Genomic DNA, 23,566 nt, shown 5'->3' with positions numbered 1-23,566 from the left:
CGCCCTGGTCCCGGCGGAGGTCCGGCGGCTCTCACCCCTACTGGGGGGTAGGTTCCGCCGGGGCACGCACGGACCCTCTCGATGTCACTCCGGCGCCGCCAGGGGGGTAGGGTCGTAGGCGGTCGGGGACATCCCATACAGCTCGCCGGCGTCGAAAACCGGCGTACCAACGAGGAGATCGGTTCGTGACGATCCGCGTAGGCATCAACGGCTTTGGCCGCATCGGTCGTAACTACTTCCGCGCGCTGCTGGAGCAGGGTGCTGACATCGAGATCGTGGCTGTCAACGACCTTGGTGACACTGCGACCACCGCCCACCTGCTGAAGTACGACACCATCCTGGGCCGCCTCAGGGCCGACGTGTCGCACACCGAGAACACCATCACCGTCGACGGCCGCACCATCAAGGTGCTGTCCGAGCGCAACCCCGCCGACATTCCGTGGGGCGAGCTGGGCGTCGACATCGTGATCGAGTCCACCGGTATCTTCACGAAGAAGGCCGACGCCGCGAAGCACATCGCCGGCGGCGCGAAGAAGGTCCTCATCTCGGCTCCGGCCAAGGATGAGGACATCACCATCGTGATGGGCGTCAACCAGGACAAGTACGACGCGGCCAACCACCACATCATCTCCAACGCCTCCTGCACCACGAACTGTGTGGCGCCGATGGCCAAGGTTCTCCTCGAGAACTTCGGCATCGTCAAGGGCCTGATGACGACGGTTCACGCGTACACGAACGACCAGCGCATCCTGGACTTCCCGCACTCGGACCTGCGCCGCGCCCGCGCCGCCGCCGAGAACATCATCCCGACCACCACCGGTGCCGCCAAGGCCACCGCGCTGGTCATCCCGGAGCTGGCGGGCAAGCTCGACGGCATCGCGATGCGCGTCCCGGTCCCCACCGGCTCCGTGACCGACCTGGTCATCGAGCTCGAGCGTGAGGTCACCAGGGACGAGGTCAACACCGCGTTCCAGAAGGCCGCAGAGGGTGAGCTCAAGGGCATCCTGGACTACACCGAGGACGCGATCGTCTCCTCGGACATCGTCAACTGGCCGGCCTCCTGCACCTTCGACTCCTCCCTGACCATGGTCCAGGGCAAGAACGTCAAGGTCATCGGCTGGTACGACAACGAGTGGGGCTACTCCAACCGTCTGGTCGACCTCACGGTCTTCGTCGGCGGTCAGCTCTAATCAGCAACGAGAGCAGCAACATGTGAACGACAGGGCTCGGGCAGCGCAACGCAGCGCAGTCCGAGCCCTGTCGCACGTCCAGCCCGAGGAGCCCTATTCATGAAGACGATCGACGAACTTCTCGCCGACGGGGTCGCCGGCAAGCGGGTATTCGTCCGCGCCGACCTCAATGTGCCGCTCGACGGCACCACCATCACCGACGACGGCCGTATTCGAGCTGTTGTGCCGACTGTCGCCAAGCTCGCCGAGGCGGGCGCGCGCGTCGTTGTCGCCTCCCACCTGGGCCGCCCCAAGGGTGCTCCGGACCCGGCCTTCTCGCTCGCCCCGGCCGCGAAGCGCCTCGGTGAGCTGCTCGGCGCCGAGGTCGCGTTCTCGACCGACACCGTCGGCGCTTCGGCCAAGGCCGTCGTCGCGGGCCTCGCCGACGGCCGGGTCGCCGTTGTCGAGAACCTCCGCTTCAACGCCGGTGAGACGTCCAAGGACGACGCGGAGCGCGGCGCTTTCGCCGACCAGCTCGCCGAGCTCGCGGATGTGTACGTCGGCGACGGCTTCGGAGCCGTACACCGCAAGCACGCTTCGGTGTACGACCTGCCCGCCCGCCTGCCGCACGCCGCCGGCTACCTCATCGCCACCGAGGTCCGTGTCCTCGAGAAGCTCACCAAGGAGGTTGAGCGCCCCTATGTCGTGATCCTCGGCGGCGCCAAGGTCTCCGACAAGCTCGGTGTCATCGACTCGCTGCTCGGCAAGGCCGACCGCATCCTCATCGGCGGCGGCATGGCCTACACCTTCCTCAAGGCCAAGGGTTACGAGGTCGGCATCTCCCTCCTCCAGGAGGACCAGATCCCGACCGTCACCGAGTACATGGAGCGCGCCGAGAAGAACGGCGTCGAGCTGGTGCTTCCGGTCGACGTGCTGGCCTCGGGCGAGTTCCCCGACCTGAAGACCAAGGCCCCGGCCGACTTCATCACGGTCGACGCGGACAAGATCCCCGCCGACAAGGAGGGCCTGGACATCGGCCCGAAGTCGCGCGAGCTCTTCGCGTCGAAGATCGCCGACGCCGAGACCGTCTTCTGGAACGGTCCGGTCGGCGTCTTCGAGCACCCCGACTATGCCGAGGGCACCAAGGCCGTGGCTCAGGCGCTGCTCGACAGCAACGGCTTCACCGTCGTCGGCGGCGGCGACTCGGCCGCTGCCGTACGCACGCTGGGCTTCGACGAGAACGCATTCGGCCACATTTCCACCGGTGGTGGCGCCAGCCTCGAGTACCTCGAGGGCAAGACGCTCCCCGGCCTCGCCGCACTGGAGGACTGACCCCCTTATGACTGATATTGCTCAGGGCCGTTTCCCGTTCATGGCGGGCAACTGGAAGATGAACCTCAACCACCTCGAGGCCATCGCGCACGTCCAGAAGCTCGCCTTTGCCCTGGCGGACAAGGACTACGACGCCGTCGAGGTCGCCGTCCTGCCGCCCTTCACCGACCTGCGGTCCGTACAGACCCTGATCGACGGCGACAAGCTCAAGATCAAGTACGGCGCCCAGGACTTCTCGGCGCACGACTCCGGTGCGTACACCGGTGAGATCTCGGGCTCGATGCTGTCCAAGCTGAAGTGCACCTACGTCGTCGTGGGCCACTCCGAGCGCCGGCAGTACCACGCCGAGACGGACGAGCTCTGCAACGCCAAGGTGAAGGCGGCCTACAGGCACGGCCTGACCCCGATCCTCTGCGTCGGCGAGGGCCTGGACATTCGCAAGGCGGGCAACCAGGTCCAGTACACGCTGGCGCAGCTCGACGGCGGGCTGAAGGACATCCCGGCCGAGCAGGCCGAGTCCATCGTGATCGCGTACGAGCCGGTGTGGGCCATCGGTACCGGCGAGGTCGCGACCCCCGAGGACGCGCAGGAGGTCTGCGGGGCGATCCGCGGGCGTCTTGCCGAGCTGTACTCCCAGGAGCTGGCCGACAAGGTCCGCATCCAGTACGGCGGCTCGGTGAAGTCCGGGAACGTCGCCGCGATCATGGCGCAGCCCGATGTGGACGGTGCTCTGGTGGGCGGTGCGTCGCTGGACGCCGAGGAGTTCGTCAAGATCGTCCGGTTCCGCGACCAGTAAGTATGCGGTAGCGCAGATCCGTCGTACCCTTGCGGGGGCCGAGCAGGCATCATGGATATGCCACTCGGCCCCCGTCATCCATTCAGTCCGAGGAAGTTGGTCCAGCCGTGATTGTCGGGTTCTCGATTGCCCTGATCGTCTTCAGCCTGCTGATGATGCTGCTGGTGCTGATGCACAAGGGGAAGGGCGGCGGTCTCTCCGACATGTTCGGTGGCGGTATGCAGTCCTCGGTCGGTGGTTCCTCGGTCGCCGAGCGCAACCTCGACCGCATCACTGTGGTTATCGGTCTGCTGTGGTTTGCGTGCATTGTCGTACTTGGTCTGCTGTTGAAGCTGGACAGCTGACCCGCGCCTTCCGCGTCCCGGGGTCGGGTGTAACTCCAATCACTGGACGAGCGTTGGGCCTTACGTAGACTGGGGCACTCGCGGCGCAGCCGCTGTGAGACGCTGTGCAGCACCATCACGCAGGGAGTTACGACCGTGGCAAGTGGCAACGCGATCCGGGGAAGCCGGGTCGGAGCGGGGCCGATGGGCGAGGCTGAGCGAGGCGAGTCCGCGCCACGTCTCCGCATCTCCTTCTGGTGCTCCAACGGGCACGAGACGCAGCCGAGCTTCGCCAGTGACGCACAGGTCCCGGATAACTGGGACTGCCCGCGCTGCGGGTTCCCGGCCGGTCAGGACCGGGACAACCCGCCGGACCCGCCGCGCACCGAGCCGTACAAGACGCACCTCGCGTACGTACGCGAGCGGCGCAGCGACGCGGACGGCGAGGCGATCCTCGCCGAGGCGCTCGCCAAACTGCGGGGCGAGATCTAGAAGTTGCGGTCCGGCCGGACACCCAAGGTGCCCGGCCGGATTTTTTGCTTCGGTGTCAGTGGCACCCCTTAGGTTCTGAATCACGGACCGGAAGGGGATGTTGTGACGGCGACCGAAGCGGCACAGGCGCGAACACCCGCATGGCGCGGGGGGTTCGGACGGCTGTGGACGGCGGCCGTCGTCTCGAAGTTCGGCGACTCGCTCCAGATCGCCGCGATGCCGCTGCTCGCCGCCTCACTGACCGACGACCCGCTGCTGATCGCCTCGGTGACGGCCTGCGGCTATCTGCCCTGGCTGCTGTTCGGACTGCTCGGCGGCGCGGTCGCCGACCGGGTTGACCAGCAGCGGGCGATGTGGGCCGTCGATCTGCTGCGGGGCGCGCTGATGGCCGCCTTCGCCGTCGCGGTGTGGCTGGATCTGGGCTCGATGGCCCTGCTGTTCGGACTCGCCTTCGCGCTCACCACGCTCCAGACGCTCTTCGACAACGCAGCCACCGCCCTGCTGCCCTCGCTGGTGCCGACCGAGGCGCTGGGCAGTGCCAACGCCAGGCTGATGACCGCACAGCAGATCGTCGGCGGCTTCCTGGCCGCGCCGGTGGTACCAGTGCTGCTCGTCGTGGGCGCCGCCGTGCCGTACGCGGCGGATGCGGCGACGTATTTCGTGGCGGCGGCCCTCGTCGCCTCACTGCGGGTCACTGCGCCATCGAGGGCTACCGGAGCGACGGGCAGCACCCTGCGCGGCGAGGTCGGGGAAGGGCTGCGGACGCTGTGGCGGGACCGCGCGCAACGCGGACTCTGTATCGCCACCACCCTCTGCAACATCGGAATGGGCGCCCTCATCGCCACCCTCGTCGTCCATGTCACCGGCTGGCTGGACGCCGGGAACGGCGGGTATGCGGCGGTGATCACGGCCGTCGGGGCGGGCAGCGCGGTCGGCGGTCTGCTGGCCCGCAGGCTCTCCGAGCGCCTCGGCAGAATACGGAGCGTGTTCGCCGCCGGAGTCGTGCAGACCGGATGCCTGGTCGCGATGGGATCGGTGCGCGAGCTGTGGGTGACGATCACCGCTATGGCGGTCTTCGGGGTCATGGGCATGGTGTGGAACGTCAATCGGACGACGCTGATGCAGGAGCGCAGTCCAGCGGCGATGCTGGGCCGGATCAGCTCCGCCTTCCGTACGCTCGCGGTCGCCGGAGCCCCGCTCGGCGCACTGCTGGGCGGTGCGGCGGCCGCCGCCTGGGGACCGAACACACCCGCTCTGCTGGCGGCCGGACTCTTCGTGTCGGCTGTCGCGTCGCTGACCCCGCTGATCAATTAGGTTGGAGACGCAGTGGGGCATGCAGGCAGGTACGAGAAGAAGTGGGCTGAGATGAACGCAGAAGGCCGTACCAGGCTCAACCGGACGCCCGAATGGACTGCTCTCGGCAAGCACCGCGAGCAGTTGGGGGAGACGCATCTGCGGGAGCTGTTCGCGGCCGATACGGCGCGTGGCACCGGGTACACCCTCCAGGTCGGCGATCTGTACCTCGACTACTCCAAGCATCTGGTGACCGACGAGACGCTGGCGTTGCTGCGCGAGCTGGCCGTTGCCACCGACGTATCCGGGCTGCGGGACGCGACGTTCCGCGGCGAGAAGATCAACACCACCGAGGACCGCGCCGTTCTGCACACGGCGCTGCGCGCCCCGCGTGACGCCGTGATCGAGGTGGACGGCGAGAACGTGGTGCCCGCGGTGCATGCGGTGCTCGACAAGATGAGCGCCTTCTCCGACCGGATCAGGTCGGGCGAGTGGACCGGGCACACCGGCAAGCGCATCAAGAACGTCGTCAACATCGGCATCGGCGGCTCCGATCTGGGCCCGGCGATGGCGTACGAGGTACTGCGCTCCTACACCGCACGCGAGCTGACGTTCCGCTTTGTGTCGAACGTCGACGGGGCCGATCTGCACGAGGCCGTAAGGGACTTGGACCCGGCCGAGACGCTCTTCATCGTCGCCTCCAAGACCTTCACCACCATCGAGACCATCACCAACGCCACATCAGCCCGCGACTGGCTGCTCACCGGTCTCCAGGCCGGCCAGGAGGCCGTCGCCAAGCACTTCGTGGCGGTGTCGACGAACGCCGGGAAGGTCGCCGGCTTCGGCATCGACACGGCGAACATGTTCGAGTTCTGGGACTGGGTCGGCGGGCGGTACTCCTACGACTCCGCCGTCGGCCTCTCGCTGATGATCGCGATCGGCCCGGACCGCTTCCGGGGGATGCTCGACGGCTTCCACCTGATCGACGAGCACTTCCGTACGGCCCCGGCCGAGGCCAATGCGCCGCTGCTGCTGGGTCTGTTGGGGGTCTGGTACGGCGAGTTCTTCGACGCGCAGACGCATGCGGTGCTGCCGTACTCCCACTATCTGAGCAAGTTCACTGCCTACCTCCAGCAACTCGACATGGAGTCCAACGGCAAGTCCGTGGACCGCGAGGGCAATCCGGTGGACTGGCAGACCGGTCCGGTGGTCTGGGGCACGCCCGGTACCAACGGCCAGCACGCGTACTACCAGCTCATCCACCAGGGCACGAAGATGATCCCGGCGGACTTCATCGGCTTCGCCAATCCGGCCGCGGACCTGGCGCCGGGTCTGGTCGCCCAGCACGATCTGCTGATGGCCAACTTCTTCGCGCAGACGCAGGCGCTCGCCTTCGGCAAGACTCCGGAGGAGGTACGGGCGGAGGGCGTGCCCGAGGAGCTGGTGCCGCACAAGACGTTCCGGGGCAACCACCCGACGACGACGATCCTCGCCGAGGAGCTGACGCCGTCCGTGCTGGGGCAGTTGATCGCGCTGTACGAGCACAAGGTGTTCGTCCAGGGCGCGATCTGGAACATCGACTCCTTCGACCAGTGGGGTGTCGAGCTCGGCAAGGTTCTCGCGAAGAAGATCGAGCCGGTGCTGACCGAAGGAAGGGGCGAGCAGCTGGACAGCTCGACCTCGACGCTCGTCGCCAAGTACCGCACGCTACGCGGTCGTTGAGCCGATGACGGGGGAGGGTGCGGTGCGGCTGAGGCCACCGGACAACACGCTCAATGAGCGGGTCGTCGGCTGGTGGCGGGTGCAGTGGCTGCTGACGACCGCCGTACCGGTGGCGGTCCTGGCCGTGCTGGGCGCACTGATCGCGCCCGTACGGCCGTGGCTGCTGACGGTCGCCTGGGTGCTGGGGGTGCTGGGCCTGGCCTGCACCGCCTTCTTCCCCGCGTGGTGGTTCCGGGTGCACCGCTGGGAGGTCACGGACGAAGCGGTCTATGTCCGTACGGGCGCGTTCTGGCAGGAGTGGCGGATCGCACCCATGTCCCGGATCCAGACCGTGGACACGCTGCGCGGGCCGCTGGAACAGGCTTTCAGGCTCGCCACGGTCATCGTCACCACCGCCTCCTCCAAAGGTGCGATCAAGATCGAGGGGCTCGACCATGAGCTCGCAGCGGAGCTCGCCGAGCAGCTGACCCGGATCACCCAGGCCACGCCCGGGGACGCGACATGAGTTCCCCGCAGGACGGCTGGCGGCGACTCGACCGGCGTACGGTCCTGGTCACCGCGCTCGTCATGGCGGGCGTGGCCGCGGGCGCCGGGCTGCCCATCGGCCTCGGCCTCGCGGGCGCCATGCCGCTGTGGCAGGCGTTCGGCCGGGTGCTGGCCGGGGCGCTTCTGCTCATCGCCGCGGGCACAGGCGCGGACTACGTACGGTGGCGCCGGACCCGCTACCGCATCGGCCCCGAGCGCGCCGAACTCCACACGGGACTGCTGCTGGTCCAACGTCGTTCGCTGGCCCGTGAGCGCATCCGCAGCGTCGATCTGACCGCCAACCCGCTGCTGCGTGTCCTCGGCCTGGTCAAGGTGCGTATCGGCACCGGCGAGCACAGTGCGGGCGGCGAGTCCACGCTGGAGCTGGACCCGGTCAGCAGGGCGGAGGGCGAGCGCCTGCGCAGGGAGCTGCTGGCGCGGGCCGCCGGCCCGTCCGGCACCCACCGCGAGGGCACGCTCGCCGCACTCGACCCGTCCTGGATCCGGTATGCGCCGGTCTCCTTCGTCGCCCCGCTGCTGGGCGGCGCGGCGGTCGGCGGTGTGATGCAGGTCAGCGAGTGGTTCGGGGCGCAGGGCAAGGTCATCGACTGGGTCGGGGACCGTTTGCGGGACACCCCGGTCGTCTGGATGCTCATGGTGCTCGTCGTCGCGGCCGGAGTCGCGGGCGTCGTCGGCGCGCTCGGCCTCTGGATCGAGATGTGGTGGAACTACCGCCTGGAACGTGAGCCCGGCGGCACGCTGCGGGTGCGGCGTGGTCTGTTCACCGCCCGCTCGATCTCCATAGAGGAGAGGCGACTGCGCGGCGTCGAACTCGTCGAGCCGCTGGGCGTGCGGATGTTCGGCGCCGCCCGGGTGGACGCCGTCGCCACCGGGCTCGTCAAGGACGACGATGACAAACGCGCGGACCTCAAGGTGCTGCTGCCGGCCGCGCCGCGTGCGGTGGCCGACGAGGTGTCCGCGCAGGTGCTGCGCGAGACCATGGCCCCGACGAGCGCGGCCCGGCTGACCGGCCATCCACGGGCGGCGCGCACCCGCCGGCTGCGATGGGCGCTGGCAGCGTCGCTGCCGCCGGTGCTGGTGCTCGCTGTCCTGGGCGCCCGAGTCACTCCCGTCCTGCTGTATCTCGCGGCCGCCTGCGCGGCGGTGGCGGTGCCGATCGCGGTGATCCTCGCGCTGGACGCGTACCGCAACCTCGGCCACGGCATCAGCGGCGCCTATCTGGTCGCCCGCTCCGGCACTGTCCGTCGCGCGACAGTCGCGCTGCAGCGGAGCGGGGTCATCGGCTGGACGCTGAAGCAGTCGGTCTTCCAGCGTCGGGCCGGAGTGCTGACACTGACGGCGACGACGGCCGCGGGGGCCGGGTCCTATTCGGTGTACGACGCGGCGGAGGGCGAGGGCCTGGCCTTCGCCTTGGAAGCGGTACCGGGACTGCTGGAGCCGTTCCTGATACGGGAGGAGCGGACGACGGGCTGCGGTGCGGCCGAGGACGGCGCGACAATCCCCGTATGACCACATCCGGCTACTCGGGTACTCCGCTGGCCAAGAAGCTCGGCATCAAGCCGGGCCAGCGCGTCGCGCTCAGGCACCGGCCCGGGGACTGGACGATTCCCGAGCTGCCCGAAGGTGTCAGGGTCGGCGAGCGCGGTTCACGGGACGCCGATGTGACGCTGGCCTTCTACCGTACGCACGGCGATCTGGCAGCCGATGCGACGACGCTCGTCGAGCACCTGGCGGACCCGGCGATGCTCTGGATCGCATGGCCGCGCAAGGCCGCCGGCCATACGAGCGACATCACCGAGAACGCGCTGCGGGACCTGTTCCTCCCGCTCGGCATCGTCGATGTGAAGGTCGCCGCGCTGGGGGAGGACTGGTCCGGGCTGAAGTTCGTGCGGCGCGTGGAGAACCGGGCGGGGTGAGCGCCTGCGGCGGGGCTTGTTCCGCTACCCGCCCCTTCCCCGTGACGGGGGGCTGCGCCCCCGGACTCCGGACGCCCTTCCGGGGGCCCTCACGCCCTCAGGGCGTAGGGGGTGTGTCCTCACACGCCGGACGGGCTGATTCGGCAGGACAATTCAGCCTCGCCGGCGATTGAGGCGCGGCGTCCGGGGCGGAGCCCCCACGGTCAGGGCGACGCCGGCGGGTACAGGTCGCGCGGCAGCTGTGCGGCCGCCGCGGCGTCCAGCAGCCACAGCGTACGGCTGCGTCCGTACGCGCCTGCCGCGGGAGCCTGCACCTCGCCCGCGCCCGACAGCGCGATCCGCGCCGCCTTCGCCTTGTCCTCGCCCGCCGCCAGCAGCCACACCTCGCGTGCCGCGCGAATCGCCGGGAGCGTGAGCGAGATACGGGTCGGTGGTGGTTTCGGCGCGCCGTGGACGGCGACCACCGTGCGCTCCGTCTCACGGACCGCAGGCAGTTCCGGGAAGAGCGACGCCACATGCGTGTCCGGGCCGACGCCGAGCATCAGTACGTCGAACGTCGGCACCGGGCCGTGGTCCTCCGGGCCCGCCGCGGCGGCGAGATCGGCTGCGTACGCGGAAGCGGCCGCGTCCGCGTCGTTGCCGTACTCGCCGCCGGACGCGGGCATCGCATGCACCCGGGCCGGATCCAGCGGCACCCTGTCCAGCAGAGCCTCACGGGCCTGCGTGACATTGCGCTCCGGGTCGCCCTCCGGGAGGAACCGTTCGTCGCCCCACCACAGGTCGAGCCGCGGCCAGTCGATCGCGTCCCGGGCCGGTGAGCTGTCGAGGGCGGCCAGCAGGGCGTTGCCGTTGCGGCCGCCCGTCAGGACCACCGACGCCGAGCCGCGCGCGGACTGGGCGTCCACGATCTTCGTGATCAGCCGGGCCGCGGCGGCCTGCGCCATCAACTCCTTGTCACGGTGGACGACGAGTTGCGGAGCACTCACTTGGCCGCCGCCTTCTTGGCCGGAGCGGCCTTCTTGGCGGCGGCGGAGGCGGGCTTGGCATCGGACTTCGACGCACCGGACCTCGACGTATCGGCAGCCCCGTCCTCCGCCGGAGTGGCCAGCCGGTCCACGCCGAACCGCAGCGCCGACGCGTAGATGTCGTCCGGGTCGAGCCGCCGCAGTTCCTCCGCCATCAGCTCTGCCGTCTCACGCCGCTGGAGCGCCACCGCCCGGTCCGGCTGGCCCTGGATCGACAGCGTCGCCAGCGAGCCGTCCGCCCGGTCCAGCACGATCGGACCGCAGGAGGTCTCCATCCGTACGGCGGTGAGGCCGGGACCGGCGGAGAACGAGCGCTTCACCGGCACCTTCAGCCGGTCCGCGAGCCACATGGCGAGCAGCTCGCAGCTCGGGTTGAACTCCTCGCCCTCCACCTCCGCCGCGGTGACCTCGCAGCTGACCTGGTCCAGAGCGGCCGCGAGCATCGAGCGCCACGGTGTGATCCGGGTCCAGGCCAGATCGGTGTCGCCGGGGGTGTACACCTCGGCACGCCCCGCCAGCTCCTGCACCGGCTGCTCGGAGGCGTACGTGTCCGTCACCCGGCGCTGTGCCAGCGCACCCAGCGGGTCCTTGGCCGGGTCGGTCGGCGCGTTCACCGGCCACCAGACCACCACCGGCGCGTCCGGCAGCAGCAGCGGCAGCGCCACCGACTGGGCGTGGTTGATGACCTCGCCGTACAGCCGCACGACGACCGTCTCGCCGGTGCCCGCGTCGGCGCCCACCCGCACCTCGGCGTCCAGGCGCGCCTTCGCCCGGTCGCGCGGCGAACGCGAGACCCGCTTGATGACGACGAGCTTTCGCGAGGGGTGCTCGCGGGACGCGTCGTTGGCCGCCTTCAGCGCGTCGTAGGCGTTCTCCTCGTCGGTGACGATGACAAGGGTGAGCACCATGCCGACGGCCTGCGTGCCGACGGCCCGCCGCCCCTGCACCAGCGCCTTGTTGATCTTGCTGGCTGTGGTGTCCGTAAGGTCGATCTTCATGGCCGACGCCAGCTCCGTCCGTCTCGTGCGAGCATTTCGTCCGCCTCGACCGGACCCCAGGTCCCGGCCGGGTACTGCGCGGGCTTGCCGTGCTTGTCCCAGAACTGCTCGATCGGGTCGAGGATCCTCCAGGAAAGCTCGACCTCCTCCACGCGCGGGAAGAGGTTGGAGTCGCCGAGCAGGACATCGAGGATGAGGCGCTCGTACGCCTCGGGGCTGGACTCCGTGAAGGACTCGCCGTACGCGAAGTCCATCGAGACGTCCCGCACCTCCATCGAGGTGCCGGGCACCTTCGAGCCGAACCGCAGGGTCACGCCCTCGTCCGGCTGGACGCGGATGACCAGGGCGTTCTGGCCCAGCTCCTCCGTGGCCGTGTGGTCGAAGGGGGAGTGCGGGGCGCGCTGGAAGATCACCGCGATCTCCGTGACGCGGCGGCCGAGCCGCTTGCCGGTACGGAGGTAGAACGGGACTCCGGCCCAGCGGCGGTTGTCGATCCCCAGCTTTATGGCCGCGTAGGTGTCGGTCTTCGACTTGGGGTCGATGCCGTCTTCCTCGAGATAGCCGACGGCCTTCTCGCCGCCCTGCCAGCCCGCCGCGTACTGTGCGCGCACCGTGTTCCTGGACAGATCCGTGGGCAGCTTCACCGCGCCCAGCACCTTGGTCTTCTCGGCCGCGAGCGCGTCCGCGTCGAAGGAGGCGGGCTCCTCCATCGTGGTCAGCGCGAGCAGCTGGAGCAGGTGGTTCTGGATGACGTCACGGGCGGCGCCGATACCGTCGTAGTAGCCGGCGCGGCCGCCGATGCCGATGTCCTCGGCCATGGTGATCTGAACGTGGTCGACATACGACCGGTTCCAGATCGGCTCGAAGAGGGTGTTGGCGAAGCGCAGCGCCAGAATGTTCTGGACGGTCTCCTTGCCGAGGTAGTGGTCGATCCGGAAGACCTCGTTGGGCGGAAAGACCTCGTGCACCACCTGGTTGAGCTCCTTGGCGGAGACCAGGTCGTGGCCGAACGGCTTCTCGATGACCGCGCGGCGCCAGGAGCCTTGCTTCTGGTCCGCGAGCCCGTGCTTCTTGAGCTGCTGGACAACCTTCGGGAAGAACTTCGGCGGTACGGAGAGATAGAACGCGAAGTTGCCGCCGGTGCCCTGCTTCTTGTCGAGGTCCTCGATGGTCGACTTCAGCTGCTCGAAGGCGTCGTCGTCGTCGAAGTCGCCCGAGACGAAGCGCATCCCCTGGATGAGCTGCTGCCAGACCTCCTCGCGGAACGGCGTACGGGCGTGGGCCTTGACGGCGTCGTGGACCACCTGTGCGAAGTCCTCGTCCTTCCACTCACGGCGGGCGAAACCGACGAGCGAGAAGCCCGGCGGCAGCAACCCGCGGTTGGCCAGGTCATAGACGGCTGGCATCAACTTTTTACGTGACAAATCGCCCGTGACACCGAAGATGACCAGGCCCGACGGCCCCGCGATACGCGGGAGCCGTCGGTCTGCGGGGTCACGGAGCGGGTTGGCTCCGCTGAGACCGGACAAGTTGGTCAGCCCTCCGAAGGAGCGAGGCGCTTGAGCTCGGCCTCGGTCGAGTTGAGGAGATCGTTCCAGGACGTCGCGAACTTCTCGACGCCCTCGTCCTCGAGCAGCTGCACGACCTCGTCGTAGGAGATCCCGAGCTTCTCGATGGCGTCGAGCTCGGCGCGAGCCTGCTCGTACGTGCCGCGCACCGTGTCACCGGTGATCTGACCGTGCTCGGCGGTGGCCTCCAGCGTGGCCTCCGGCATGGTGTTCACCGTGCCCGGGGCGACCAGCTCGTCGACGTACATCGTGTCCTTGTACGCCGGGTCCTTGACGCCCGTCGAGGCCCACAGCGGACGCTGCTTGTTGGCCTGCGCCTTGTCGAGCTCGGCCCAGCGGTCGCTGCTGAAGACCTCTTCGTACGCCTGGTACGCGAGACGGGCGTTGGCCAGGGCGGCCTTGCCGCGGGCCTCCTTGGCCTCCGGGGTGCCCAGGGCGTCGAGCCGCTTGTCGATCTCGGTGTCCACACGGGACACGAAGAAGGACGCCACGGACTGGATCTTGGAGAGATCCAGTCCGGCGGCCTTCGCCTTCTCCAGACCGGCCAGATAGGCGTCCATGACCTCGCGGTAGCGCTCCAGGGAGAAGATCAGCGTGACATTGACGCTGATGCCCTTCCCGATGACCGCGGTGATCGCCGGCAGGCCGGCCTTCGTCGCCGGGATCTTGATGAGCGTGTTCGGACGGTCCACCAGCCAGGCCAGCTGCTTGGCCTCGGCGATGGTCGCCGCGGTCTTGTGCGCCAGGCGCGGGTCGACCTCGATGGAGACCCGGCCGTCCTTGCCGCCGGTGGCGTCGAACACCGGTCGCAGGATGTCGGCGGCGTCGCGGACGTCCGCCGTCGTGATCATCCGTACGGCTTCCTCGACGGTCACCCTGCGCACGGCGAGGTCGGCGAGCTGCTGCTCGTAACCGTCACCGCTGCTGATGGCCTTCTGGAAGATCGAGGGGTTGGTGGTGACGCCCACGACGTGCTGCTGGTCGATCAGTTCGGCGAGATTGCCGGACGTGATCCGCTTGCGCGACAGGTCGTCGAGCCAGATCGCGACGCCTTCGTCGGAGAGGCGCTTGAGTGCGTCTGTCATGAGAGTTGCATCTCCTACTTGTCGTATACCGGCGTCAGCGCGCGGCGGCTTCCAGCCCATTGACAGTTTCAAGCGAGTCCCGGGCGACAGCGGCCACGTTCTCGGCAGTGAAGCCGAACTCGCGGAAGAGGACCTTGCCGTCGGCCGAAGCTCCGAAGTGCTCCAGCGAAACGATGCGTCCCGCGTCGCCGACGAAGCGGTGCCAGGTCAGACCGATACCGGCCTCGACCGCGACACGGGCCTTCACGGCCGGCGGCAGGACGCTGTCCTTGTACGCCTGGTCCTGCTCCTCGAACCACTCGACGGACGGCATCGAGACCACCCGGGTCGGGACGCCCGCGGCCTGCAGCTGCTCGCGCGCCTCCACGGCCAGCTGGACCTCCGAGCCGGTGCCGATCAGCAGGACCTGCGGCGCCGTGCTCTGCCCGTCGGGCCCTTCGGCGTCGAACATGACGTAACCGCCCTTGGCGGCATCCTCGTTGGCCTCGTACGTCGGCACACCCTGGCGGGTCAGCGCAAGGCCGTGCGGGGCGCCCTTGCCGAACTCCTTGGTGTAGCGCTTGAGGATCTCGCGCCAGGCGATGGCGGTCTCGTTGGCGTCGGCCGGACGGACGATGTTGAGGCCCGGGATGGCGCGGAGCGAGGCCAGGTGCTCCACCGGCTGGTGGGTGGGGCCGTCCTCGCCGAGACCGATCGAGTCGTGCGTCCACACGTACGTCACCGGCAGGTGCATCAGCGCCGAGAGCCGCACGGCGTTGCGCATGTAGTCCGAGAACACCAGGAAGGTGCCGCCGTAGATACGGGTGTTGCCGTGCAGCGCGATGCCGTTCATGGTCGCGGCCATGGCGTGCTCACGGATGCCGAAGTGGATCGTGCGGCCGTACTTGTTCGCGCCCGGCAGCGGGTTGCCGTCGGGCAGGAACGACGACGTCTTGTCGATCGTCGTGTTGTTCGAGCCAGCCAGGTCGGCGGAGCCGCCCCACAGCTCGGGAATGACCGCGCCGAGCGACTGCAGGATCTTGCCGGAAGCGGCGCGGGTGGCGACACCCTTGCCGGTCTCGAACTCCGGGAGCTCCTCCTCCCAGCCCGCCGGGAGCTCGCCCGAGCGGATCCGGTCGAACTCGGCGGCGCGCTCCGGGTTGGCGGTGCGCCACGCGGCAAACGTCTTCTCCCACTCGCCCTGGGCCTCGCGGCCGCGGTCGAGCGCCTCACGGGTGTGCCCGAGGACCTCGTGGGAGACCTCGAAGCTCTTCTCCGGGTCGAAGCCGAGGACGCGCTTGGTGGCCGCGACCTCCTCTTCGCCGAGCGCCGAGCCGTGCGCGGCCTCGGTGTTCTGCGCGTGCGGGGCGGGCCAGGCGATGATCGAGCGGACCGCGATGAAGGAGGGGCGCTCCGTCTCGGCCTGCGCCGCCTTCAGGGCCTTGTAGAGACCGGCCGGGTCGAGGTCGCCGTTGGGCTTCTGCTCGACACGCTGGACGTGCCAGCCGTACGCCTCGTACCGCTTGAGGGTGTCCTCGGAGACGGCCGTCTCCGTGTCGCCCTCGATGGAGATGTGGTTGTCGTCCCACAGCAGCACCAGATTGCCCAGCTTCTGGTGCCCGGCCAGCGAGGACGCCTCGGCGGAGATGCCCTCCTGGAGGCAGCCGTCACCGGCGATGGCCCAGATGGTGTGGTCGAACGGCGAGGTGCCCGGAGCTGCGTCCGGGTCGAACAGGCCGCGCTCGTAGCGGGAGGCCATGGCCATGCCCACCGCGTTGGCGACGCCCTGGCCGAGCGGGCCGGTCGTCGTCTCTACGCCCGGCGTGTGCCCGTACTCCGGGTGGCCCGCGGTCCTCGAACCCCAGGTCCTGAAGGACTTGAGATCGTCGAGCTCCAGGCCGTACCCGGCCAGGTAGAGCTGGATGTAGAGGGTCAGAGACGAGTGCCCCGCGGAGAGTACGAACCGGTCGCGGCCGGTCCAGTCCGGATCGGCGGGGTCGTGCCGCATGAGCTTCTGGAACAGAACATAGGCGGCGGGCGCGAGGCTCATGGCCGTACCGGGGTGGCCGTTGCCGACCTTCTGTACGGAATCCATGGCCAGGACGCGGGCGGTATCAACGGCCCGCTGGTCCAGATCGGTCCACTCGAGGTCTGTGGTGGTCGGCTTGGTGCTCACCCTGGGTCAGGGCTCCTCTCCACATGTTCGTATCCCGGTGACGACGGAAGCACCGGGCGTTGTCGAGCCTACCCCCGGAGCAACGCACCTCTTTTCGAGTGCATGCCTTTCAAAAAGTCGGACACAGCCAGGGTGCCGTCACAGCGTCGTCTCCGCCTGTCGGCGGTGTATACGCGCGCCGTGCGGCAGCCGCTCAACACGAGCCCACCCCCGCGAAGATCGGCGTCTGGGCAACGTCTAGAGTGGCGTGGTACGCGCAAGTCTTTACCGGGTCTTCACGCCGGGAGCTTGCTGGGATTTCTCTGTCAGGGGTGTGCGTGACGGCCGTCGAGTCCCGACCCGCAGGGGTCGTCTTGACTCCCAGCCCGGGGGGCCATCGTCCGTTCGGGGCCCGCGTCAAGGCATTCGTGGCGCTGACCAAGCCGCGGATCATCGAGCTGCTGCTGATCACCACCGTTCCGGTGATGTTCCTGGCCGCGCAGGGCGTTCCCGACCTCTGGCTCGTGCTCACGACGTGCATCGGCGGCTACCTCTCCGCAGGCGGCGCCAACGCGCTGAACATGTACATCGACCGCGACATCGACGCCCTGATGGACCGTACGTCGCAGCGTCCGCTGGTCACCGGAATGGTGTCGCCGCGCGAGTGCCTGGTCTTCGGTCTCGCCCTCGCCGCCGTCTCCACGCTCTGGTTCGGGCTCCTCGTCAACTGGCTGTCCGCCGCGCTGGCGCTGGGCGCGCTGCTCTTCTACGTCATCGTGTACACGATGATCCTTAAGCGCCGTACCGCACAGAACATCGTCTGGGGCGGCATCGCCGGCTGTATGCCGGTCCTGATCGGCTGGTCCGCCGCCACCAACTCGATGTCGTGGGCCGCGGTCATCCTCTTCCTGGTCATCTTCTTCTGGACGCCGCCGCACTACTGGCCGCTGTCGATGAAGGTGAAGGAGGACTACGCGCGGGTGGGCGTGCCGATGCTTCCGGTCATCGCCCCCAACACGGTGGTGGCCCGGCAGATCGTCCTCTACAGCTGGGTGATGGTCGCCGTCTCGCTGCTGCTGACGCCACTCGGCTACACCGGCTGGTTCTACACCGCGGTGGCGCTGGTCACCGGTGGTTGGTGGCTCTGGGAGGCACACTCGCTGCAGCGCCGTGCCAAGTCAGGGGCGACGGGCGGCAAGCTCAAAGAGATGCGGCTCTTCCACTGGTCCATCACCTATGTGTCACTGCTCTTCGTGGCGGTCGCGGTGGATCCCTTCCTGAGCTAGCGGCCGGTACATCCAGCCCGTCCGGCGGCAGCAGTTTCCAGCCCGTCCGGCGTTTGAGGTCCAGGGTCCGGGCGGAGGCCCAGTGGCCCACACCACGTGGCCCCGGCGTCGCCAGGGCGCCGTACCCGCAAGTAGCATCGCTGCATGGCAGATACCAAGCAGGCAGAGCGCAAGGCGGCCAAGCTCGCCAAGCAGATCGGCGCCTTCGCCAAGGCGCACGGCGGCGCCGAGGGGCAGCTCGAGTACATCGGTCAGGTGGGCACCCGCATCGTGCTCGTCGGCGAGGACGGCGCCTGGGGCGACCTTGTCGCGCCCACCCACCCCATCGCGCAGGCCGCGGCCGAGAAGGCCGGGATCACGCTGCACGAGTCCTTCGACGGCGAGTTCGCGGCGAAGGTCCGCACTGGGCCGTACGAGTGGACCCGGATGGCGGGCATCCAGGTCGGCGGTCCGTCCAACGACTGAGCAACACCTCGTCGGGGTGTCACCCGTTAGGACTGTGGAAGCACGGTCCATGACAGGGAGACCGGATGATCGACACCCCGACCCTCGTGGACCAGTACTGCCACGGAGTGCTCCGTACGGAGCTGGGCCTCGGCACCTTCGAGGCGCATCTGGGCAGGACCGCGGGGCCGCCCGCGCCGGGCACCACGTTCTTCGACACCCAGACCGGCTTCGCCGTACGGCGATGGTGCCCGCCGCTGCTGGGTCTTGAGCCGCACTGCCCGCCCGCCCGCTATCTCGCCCGCCGCCGCGAGCTCGGCGTGCTCGAGGCGGGCAGACGGCTGCTGCGGGGCAGCGGAATCTCCACGTATCTGGTGGACACCGGGCTGCCGGGGGATCTCACGGGCCCGCGCGAGATCGCCGCGGCCGGCTCGGCCGAGGCGCGCGAGATCGTACGTCTCGAACTCCTCGCCGAGCAGGTCGCCGACACCTCGGGCACCGTGGAGAGCTTCCTCGCGAACCTCGCCGAGGCCGTGCACGGGGCCGCCGCCTCCGCCGTCGCCTTCACCTCTGTCGCCGCCGTGGGCCACGGACTCGCCCTCGCCCCCGAGCCGCCGGGCCCCGGGGAGGTGCGCGGGGCCGCCGGGCGCTGGCTGGCCGCGCGGCAGGTCGGCGGGAGGCTCACCGATCCCGTACTGGTGCGGCATCTGCTGTGGATCGCGGTCGCCTCCGGGCTGCCGCTCCAACTGCACGTCGGGGTGGAGGATCCGATGCTGCTCACCGGCTTCGCGGCCGCCACCGCCGGTCTCTCCACCGATCTGGTGCTGTTGCACGGCTATCCGTACCACCGGCACGCCGCGCATCTGGCAAGCGTCTTCCCGCATGTGTACGCCGATCTCGGGCCCGCTCTCGTACACACAGGGGCTCGGGCCGCCGCCGTACTCGCGGAGATCCTGGAGCTCGCACCGTTCGGGAAGCTGCTCTTCTCCAGCGGTGCGCGCGGGCTGCCGGAGCTGCATGTGGTGGGCGCCCGGATCTTCCGGGAGGCGCTCAGCCGGGTGCTCGGCGGCTGGGTCGGCGACGGCGCCTGGGCCCGTGCGGACGCGGAACGGGTCGCCGGGATGATCGCGGCGGGCAACGCCCGCCGCGTCTACGCACTGTCGGACGCCTGACGGCCAGGCCCTGACAGCCGGACGATTTCCCGTCGGATGCCTGACGGCCAGGCTCTGACAGCTGGACGATTTCCCGTCGGACGCCTGCCCGTCGGACGACTGCCCGACGGACGCCTGCCTGTCAGATGCTTGTCCGTCAGACGCTGGAGAGCGCCGAGTCGGTCCGGGCCGGGATCTCCGCGTGGGTCTGCGGACGCTCGCGCAGGCTCAGCGCGAGGCGCACTACCGCGATCCACATCAGCGCGGAGCCGAGCATATGGGCGGCGACCAGCGCCTCCGGGACCTGCGTGAAGTACTGGACATAGCCGATGGCGCCCTGGGCGAGCAGCACGATCAGCAGGTCGCGGGCGCGCGCCCGGGTGTCGTCGGGGGCGTCGACCACCCGTAGCACCAGCCACATCGCCACGGCCAGCGCGCAGACCGCCCAGGCGGCGAAGGCGTGGACATGTGCGGCGGCGGCCCAGTCCCACGGCATCCGCGGTACGTCGCTGCTGTCGCCGGCGTGCTTGCCGGAACCGGTCACCGTCGTGCCCAGCGCGACGAGCAGCCCCGAGACGGCGACGATCGCCCAGGACAGCTTGCGGACCGGGCGCGGGACGCGCGGGCGCGGTGTGCCGTCGCCCTCGCGGGTGCGCTGCCAGGTAATGGTGGCGACCGTGAGCAGCCCGGTGGCGAGCAGGAAGTGCCCGGCCACGGTCCAGGGGTTGAGGCCCGCCCAGACCGTGATGCCGCCGAGCACGGCGTTGCTCATCACGATCCAGAACTGTGACCACGCGAGCCGGGTCAGCCCGCGCCGCAGCGGCTTGGTGGCGCGGGCCGCGACGATCGCCCAGCCGACCGCCGCCGACAGGACGTATGTCAGCATCCGGTTGCCGAACTCGATCGCGCCGTTGATGCCCTGCTCGGGGGTGGCGAAGAGGCTGTCGTCCGTGCACTTTGGCCAGGTGTCGCAGCCGAGACCGGAGCTGGTCAGCCGGACCGCGCCGCCGGTGACGATGATGACCACGCTCATCACGACGGCGGAGAGCGCGGCGCGCCGGAGCGTTTGGGGCGTGGGCGTCCAGCGCTCGGCGATATGGGCGAGAGGGGTCTGCACGGGCCCTATCGTAGGCGGACGATTGTGCACGTTTTCACGAGGGGTCCGGTCCGGCGGATCCTGCCGGTGCGGTCAGGACGGCGGGTACGCCAGCCGGAAGCGCGAGCCGTCGAGATGGTCCTCCTCCTCCCACCACACGGCGATCCGCCAGTGCACCGAGGACGGCGGGCGGTCGGGCGAGTGCAGGAACGCGTCGGTCAGCTCCGCCGCCACCGCCTCCGCGCTGCGGTCCGTGACGGCGTCCGTGCCACGCCACGGGTACGTCATCGGGGTCCAGGACCCATCGGCGCCGTCCCGTACGTCGAACCGCCACACCGCCCGCCACGACCGCGCCCGCAGGATCCGCCGGACCTCCGCGCCGTCCAGCCCCAGCCCTTCGGCGATCACATCCGGATCCACGCCCTCTATCCGTGCCGCCAGGACCGCGAGCGGCAGCAGCCGCTCCGGAAGCAGGTCGTGCGCCCGCAGATGTGTCAGGCCGCCGTCGAAAGGGCAGCGCCGCAGTCTGCGTTCCAGCTGGTCGTCAAGGTGCTCAAGGGCCACATCATGCGCCGCCTCGCGCGGGTCGGGCGCAGACCACAGGGCGTGGAACTCACGCTCGGCCCGTACGGCCCAGGACGCAGCCTCCACCGGCAGGCCCAGCTCCTCCAACCGGTCGCCGAGGAAGGCATGCGCCTGAGCGAGGCCCTCCTGGTTGCGCGGGTCCGAGCGTTCGAGGCGCTCCCAGACCTTGATGGCACGGCGGGTTGCCGCCAGGGCGGCGAGTCCGTCCTCGCGGTCACCGGACGAGGGCTGCTCGCCCATCGGATGGAGGGCGTAGCGAGGCAGACCCAGCTCGTCGCTGAGCGGCTCGGCCAGATAGACGGCCTGGCTGATCAGCGCGCGGGCGTACCAGCGGGCGTGCTCCTCGTCATGTCTGGCCGGCTCCTCGCAGCGCCGGATCGCCTCGTCGACGGCGGTCAGCGCGTCCTCGCGGCGACCGGTGTCGAAGTGGTGGCGGGCGAGGTCGCCGTACCGCAGGCTCAGCCGGGCGGTGAGCGAGAGGTCGTCCGCGGCGTGCGCGGCGAGCGCCGCGATCAGGTCGGTCAGCATGCGCTCGCGCTCCCGGGGGGAGGCTCCGGCCCTGCCGGACCTGACCTTCGCCCACTCCGCGTCCAGTCGCAGTGCGGCAGTCCGCTCCATCGAGGCCTCCCACCGTGCGGATCTTGGCAGGCTCATACTGGCCCGTGGGTCAGTCCCAGCGGAAGAGTCGCGCGGCGGCGCCGAGTCCGAGCACAGCCCAGACGGCGAGGATCCCGAGATCGCCCCACGGCACTCCCGCGCCGTGCTGGAGCACATCGCGCAGACCGTCCGAGAGCGCCGAGATCGGCAGCAGCGCGAGCACCGACTGGACGCCGTCCGGGAACCTGTCCAGCGGCACGATCACTCCGCCGCCCACCAGGAGCAGCAGAAAGACCAGGTTGGCGGCGGCCAGGGTGGCCTCGGCCTTGAGTGTCCCGGCCATCAGCAGACCGAGGCCGGAGAAGGCGGCGGTGCCGAGGACGAGCAGCAGGAGTACGGAGACGGGGTTGCCGTGCGGGGACCAGCCGAGCGCGAAGGCGATGACGGTCAGCAGCACGATCTGGAGGACTTCGGTGGCCAGGACGGAGAGCGTCTTGGCGCTCATCAGGGCCCATCGGGGGAGCGGCGATGCGCCGAGCCGCTTGAGCACTCCGTACCGCCGCTCGAAGCCGGTCGCGATGGCCTGGCCGGTGAAGGCGGTGGACATCACGGCGAGTGCGAGCACGCCGGGCGCCAGGAAGTCGACGGCTTTGCCGCTGCCGCCCGTTGTTTCCGTGGGCAGAGTGAGGATGTCGACCGTGGAGAAGAGGACCAGCAGCAGCGACGGGATGACGACGGTGAGCAGCAACTGCTCGCCGTTGCGCAGGAGCATCCTTGTCTCGAACGCGGTCTGCGCCGCGATCATGCGGGGCAGGGGTGCGGCGCCGGGCTTCGGCGTGTACGTACCGAGGCTCATGAACGCGGCTCCTTGCCGGTGAGCTCGAGGCTGTGTTTTCCCGGGGGGCAACCCCCGGACCCCCGGTCGAGACCGGTGTCGTCCCACTTCATGAACGCAGCTCCTTGCCGGTGAGCTCAAGAAAGACATCCTCGAGGGTGTGGCGCTCGACGGCGATCCCGTCCGGCATCACACCGTGCTGTGCGCACCAGGACGTGACGGTCGCCAGCAGCTGCGGACCGACCTCGCCCGTGATCCGGTACGCCCCGGGCGTGAGCTCGGCCGCCGCAGTACCGTCCGGCAGTGCCTTGAGCAGCGAGCCGACGTCCAGCCCCGGCCGCCCGGTGAAACGCAGCGTGTTCTCGGCGCCGCCCCGGCACAGCTCCTCGGGGCTGCCCTCGGCGATGACCCGGCCCGCGTCGATGATCGCGACATCGTCGGCGAGTTGCTCGGCCTCGTCCATGAAGTGGGTGGTGAGAACGGTCGAGACGCCGTCGGCACGGAGTTCGCGCACGAGGTCCCAGGTGGACCGGCGGGCCTGCGGGTCGAGGCCGGCGGTCGGCTCGTCCAGGAAGACCAGTTCGGGGCGGCCGACGACGGCCATCGCCAGCGCGAGCCGCTGCTGCTGGCCGCCGGAGAGCCGCCGGTAGGTCGTGCGGCCGCAGCTGCCGAGACCCAGCCGTTCTATCAGCGCGTCCACATCCAGCGGATGCGCGTGCAGCTTGGCCATATGGCGCAGCATCTCGTCGGCGCGGGCCCCCGAGTACACGCCGCCGGACTGGAGCATCACGCCGATCCGGGGGCGGAGTCTGCCGGCATCGGCGACGGGGTCGAGGCCCAGGACGCGTACCGCGCCCGCGTCGGCGCGCCGGTAGCCCTCGCAGGTCTCGATCGTAGTGGTCTTGCCGGCTCCGTTGGGGCCGAGGACGGCGGTCACGGAGCCCTGGCGGACCTCGAGATCGAGGCCGTCCACGGCCGTCTTGGATCCGTAACGCTTGACCAGGCCACGGATCTGGACGACGGGCTCGCTTCGCATGCCGGGAAGTCTAGGCGGGGGGCCGGGGGCCCAGGGGCGCGGGGCCCGGGAGGCTCCGGTGCTTAGGTAACCCTTAGTGATGAAGCGCACCGGATCACCCCTTGGACGTCGGTTGTCACGGTCAGAGGAATTACGCA

The 23,566-nt window shown here is 69.6% G+C and carries 22 protein-coding genes; 13 read left to right on the top strand and 9 right to left on the bottom strand.

What is annotated here, in order from left to right; translation table 11 throughout:
• Nucleotides 1–185 precede the first annotated feature (185 nt).
• The 10 genes from gap (at nucleotide 186) to AB0D12_RS28355 (ending at nucleotide 9,589) form a co-directional block, all read left to right on the top strand.
• Complete coding sequence (gap, locus tag AB0D12_RS28400) at nucleotides 186–1,190, top strand: type I glyceraldehyde-3-phosphate dehydrogenase (RefSeq protein WP_362688651.1); 1,005 nt, start codon at nucleotides 186–188, stop codon at nucleotides 1,188–1,190.
• 99 nt (nucleotides 1,191–1,289) lie between these two features.
• On the top strand, nucleotides 1,290–2,501 hold the full coding sequence (locus AB0D12_RS28395) for a phosphoglycerate kinase (protein WP_362688648.1): 1,212 nt from the start codon (nucleotides 1,290–1,292) through the stop codon (nucleotides 2,499–2,501).
• 7 nt (nucleotides 2,502–2,508) lie between these two features.
• Entirely contained in the window at nucleotides 2,509–3,297 is a 789-nt protein-coding gene (gene tpiA, locus AB0D12_RS28390) for a triose-phosphate isomerase (RefSeq protein WP_362688645.1), read from the top strand.
• A 107-nt stretch (nucleotides 3,298–3,404) separates the two neighbouring features.
• Nucleotides 3,405–3,641 (top strand): preprotein translocase subunit SecG, encoded by a 237-nt coding sequence (gene secG / locus AB0D12_RS28385; RefSeq protein WP_360873765.1) that lies wholly within the window; start codon nucleotides 3,405–3,407, stop codon nucleotides 3,639–3,641.
• A gap of 135 nt (nucleotides 3,642–3,776) precedes the next feature.
• Complete coding sequence (locus AB0D12_RS28380) at nucleotides 3,777–4,112, top strand: RNA polymerase-binding protein RbpA (RefSeq protein WP_078947476.1); 336 nt, start codon at nucleotides 3,777–3,779, stop codon at nucleotides 4,110–4,112.
• A 102-nt stretch (nucleotides 4,113–4,214) separates the two neighbouring features.
• Nucleotides 4,215–5,426 (top strand): MFS transporter, encoded by a 1,212-nt coding sequence (locus AB0D12_RS28375; RefSeq protein WP_362688640.1) that lies wholly within the window; start codon nucleotides 4,215–4,217, stop codon nucleotides 5,424–5,426.
• 51 nt (nucleotides 5,427–5,477) lie between these two features.
• Nucleotides 5,478–7,127 carry a glucose-6-phosphate isomerase gene (gene pgi / locus AB0D12_RS28370; protein ID WP_362688637.1) on the top strand — a complete coding sequence of 550 codons (1,650 nt, stop codon included), beginning with the start codon at nucleotides 5,478–5,480 and terminating at the stop codon, nucleotides 7,125–7,127.
• A gap of 4 nt (nucleotides 7,128–7,131) precedes the next feature.
• Nucleotides 7,132–7,632, top strand: coding sequence for a PH domain-containing protein (locus AB0D12_RS28365; protein WP_362688634.1), 501 nt, complete (start codon nucleotides 7,132–7,134; stop codon nucleotides 7,630–7,632).
• The gene (locus AB0D12_RS28360; RefSeq protein ID WP_362688631.1) at nucleotides 7,629–9,182 is read left to right on the top strand and encodes a PH domain-containing protein; all 1,554 of its coding nucleotides are present in this window, start codon (nucleotides 7,629–7,631) and stop codon (nucleotides 9,180–9,182) included. Before AB0D12_RS28365 ends, AB0D12_RS28360 begins: the two co-directional genes overlap by 4 nt.
• Nucleotides 9,179–9,589 (top strand): DUF3052 domain-containing protein, encoded by a 411-nt coding sequence (locus AB0D12_RS28355; RefSeq protein WP_362688628.1) that lies wholly within the window; start codon nucleotides 9,179–9,181, stop codon nucleotides 9,587–9,589. Before AB0D12_RS28360 ends, AB0D12_RS28355 begins: the two co-directional genes overlap by 4 nt.
• Before the next feature lie 203 nt (nucleotides 9,590–9,792).
• On the opposite strand, the gene pgl is transcribed toward AB0D12_RS28355, so the two are convergent.
• From pgl to tkt, 5 genes are read right to left on the bottom strand one after another with little or no spacing between them, the layout of a single operon-like run.
• Nucleotides 9,793–10,575 carry a 6-phosphogluconolactonase gene (gene pgl / locus AB0D12_RS28350; protein ID WP_362688625.1) on the bottom strand — a complete coding sequence of 261 codons (783 nt, stop codon included), beginning with the start codon at nucleotides 10,573–10,575 and terminating at the stop codon, nucleotides 9,793–9,795.
• Entirely contained in the window at nucleotides 10,572–11,612 is a 1,041-nt protein-coding gene (opcA, locus tag AB0D12_RS28345; RefSeq protein ID WP_362688622.1) for a glucose-6-phosphate dehydrogenase assembly protein OpcA, read from the bottom strand. The genes pgl and opcA overlap by 4 nt, the downstream gene beginning before the upstream one ends.
• Entirely contained in the window at nucleotides 11,609–13,141 is a 1,533-nt protein-coding gene (zwf, locus tag AB0D12_RS28340) for a glucose-6-phosphate dehydrogenase (protein WP_362688619.1), read from the bottom strand. Before zwf ends, opcA begins: the two co-directional genes overlap by 4 nt.
• A gap of 5 nt (nucleotides 13,142–13,146) precedes the next feature.
• Nucleotides 13,147–14,265: a transaldolase gene (gene tal, locus AB0D12_RS28335; RefSeq protein ID WP_362688616.1), complete on the bottom strand. Its 1,119-nt coding sequence runs from the start codon at nucleotides 14,263–14,265 to the stop codon at nucleotides 13,147–13,149.
• Nucleotides 14,266–14,299: 34 nt separating this feature from the next.
• Nucleotides 14,300–16,420 carry a transketolase gene (gene tkt, locus AB0D12_RS28330; RefSeq protein ID WP_362688613.1) on the bottom strand — a complete coding sequence of 707 codons (2,121 nt, stop codon included), beginning with the start codon at nucleotides 16,418–16,420 and terminating at the stop codon, nucleotides 14,300–14,302.
• Nucleotides 16,421–16,737: 317 nt separating this feature from the next.
• On the opposite strand from tkt, the gene AB0D12_RS28325 reads away from it, so the two are divergent.
• From AB0D12_RS28325 to AB0D12_RS28315, 3 genes are all read left to right on the top strand, one after another.
• Nucleotides 16,738–17,685 (top strand): heme o synthase, encoded by a 948-nt coding sequence (locus AB0D12_RS28325; protein WP_362688610.1) that lies wholly within the window; start codon nucleotides 16,738–16,740, stop codon nucleotides 17,683–17,685.
• A gap of 144 nt (nucleotides 17,686–17,829) precedes the next feature.
• The gene (locus tag AB0D12_RS28320) at nucleotides 17,830–18,150 is read left to right on the top strand and encodes a hypothetical protein (RefSeq protein ID WP_362688607.1); all 321 of its coding nucleotides are present in this window, start codon (nucleotides 17,830–17,832) and stop codon (nucleotides 18,148–18,150) included.
• A gap of 65 nt (nucleotides 18,151–18,215) precedes the next feature.
• Complete coding sequence (locus AB0D12_RS28315) at nucleotides 18,216–19,301, top strand: amidohydrolase family protein (protein ID WP_327322855.1); 1,086 nt, start codon at nucleotides 18,216–18,218, stop codon at nucleotides 19,299–19,301.
• Between the two features lie 136 nt (nucleotides 19,302–19,437).
• On the opposite strand, the gene AB0D12_RS28310 is transcribed toward AB0D12_RS28315, so the two are convergent.
• The 4 genes from AB0D12_RS28310 to AB0D12_RS28295 all read right to left on the bottom strand — a co-directional run bounded on the left by AB0D12_RS28310 (nucleotide 19,438) and on the right by AB0D12_RS28295 (nucleotide 23,429).
• Nucleotides 19,438–20,406 carry a COX15/CtaA family protein gene (locus AB0D12_RS28310; RefSeq protein ID WP_362688688.1) on the bottom strand — a complete coding sequence of 323 codons (969 nt, stop codon included), beginning with the start codon at nucleotides 20,404–20,406 and terminating at the stop codon, nucleotides 19,438–19,440.
• A 63-nt stretch (nucleotides 20,407–20,469) separates the two neighbouring features.
• The gene (locus tag AB0D12_RS28305; RefSeq protein ID WP_362688605.1) at nucleotides 20,470–21,579 is read right to left on the bottom strand and encodes a hypothetical protein; all 1,110 of its coding nucleotides are present in this window, start codon (nucleotides 21,577–21,579) and stop codon (nucleotides 20,470–20,472) included.
• Between the two features lie 49 nt (nucleotides 21,580–21,628).
• Nucleotides 21,629–22,414, bottom strand: coding sequence for an ABC transporter permease (locus AB0D12_RS28300; RefSeq protein WP_327322852.1), 786 nt, complete (start codon nucleotides 22,412–22,414; stop codon nucleotides 21,629–21,631).
• A gap of 88 nt (nucleotides 22,415–22,502) precedes the next feature.
• Nucleotides 22,503–23,429: an ABC transporter ATP-binding protein gene (locus tag AB0D12_RS28295; RefSeq protein WP_362688603.1), complete on the bottom strand. Its 927-nt coding sequence runs from the start codon at nucleotides 23,427–23,429 to the stop codon at nucleotides 22,503–22,505.
• Nucleotides 23,430–23,566 lie beyond the last annotated feature (137 nt).

Source organism: Streptomyces sp. NPDC048479, assembly GCF_040651435.1.
Classification (GTDB): domain Bacteria; phylum Actinomycetota; class Actinomycetes; order Streptomycetales; family Streptomycetaceae; genus Streptomyces.
Note: the sequence above shows the minus strand (reverse complement) of the source record. Positions and strands in the feature narration are given on the sequence as shown.

Bases quoted from the DNA above. Each gene is read 5' to 3' on its own strand.
- AB0D12_RS28360 (WP_362688631.1), top strand. From the start codon at position 7,629: ATGAGTTCCCCGCAGGACGGCTGGCGGCGACTCGACCGGCGTACGGTC.
- AB0D12_RS28365 (WP_362688634.1), top strand. From the start codon at position 7,132: ATGACGGGGGAGGGTGCGGTGCGGCTGAGGCCACCGGACAACACGCTC.
- AB0D12_RS28320 (WP_362688607.1), top strand. From the start codon at position 17,830: ATGGCAGATACCAAGCAGGCAGAGCGCAAGGCGGCCAAGCTCGCCAAG.
- AB0D12_RS28355 (WP_362688628.1), top strand. From the start codon at position 9,179: ATGACCACATCCGGCTACTCGGGTACTCCGCTGGCCAAGAAGCTCGGC.
- opcA (WP_362688622.1), bottom strand. From the start codon at position 11,612: ATGAAGATCGACCTTACGGACACCACAGCCAGCAAGATCAACAAGGCG.
- tal (WP_362688616.1), bottom strand. From the start codon at position 14,265: ATGACAGACGCACTCAAGCGCCTCTCCGACGAAGGCGTCGCGATCTGG.
- AB0D12_RS28300 (WP_327322852.1), bottom strand. From the start codon at position 22,414: ATGAGCCTCGGTACGTACACGCCGAAGCCCGGCGCCGCACCCCTGCCC.
- AB0D12_RS28295 (WP_362688603.1), bottom strand. From the start codon at position 23,429: ATGCGAAGCGAGCCCGTCGTCCAGATCCGTGGCCTGGTCAAGCGTTAC.
- pgi (WP_362688637.1), top strand. From the start codon at position 5,478: ATGAACGCAGAAGGCCGTACCAGGCTCAACCGGACGCCCGAATGGACT.
- AB0D12_RS28395 (WP_362688648.1), top strand. From the start codon at position 1,290: ATGAAGACGATCGACGAACTTCTCGCCGACGGGGTCGCCGGCAAGCGG.
- AB0D12_RS28315 (WP_327322855.1), top strand. From the start codon at position 18,216: ATGATCGACACCCCGACCCTCGTGGACCAGTACTGCCACGGAGTGCTC.
- tpiA (WP_362688645.1), top strand. From the start codon at position 2,509: ATGACTGATATTGCTCAGGGCCGTTTCCCGTTCATGGCGGGCAACTGG.
- AB0D12_RS28305 (WP_362688605.1), bottom strand. From the start codon at position 21,579: ATGGAGCGGACTGCCGCACTGCGACTGGACGCGGAGTGGGCGAAGGTC.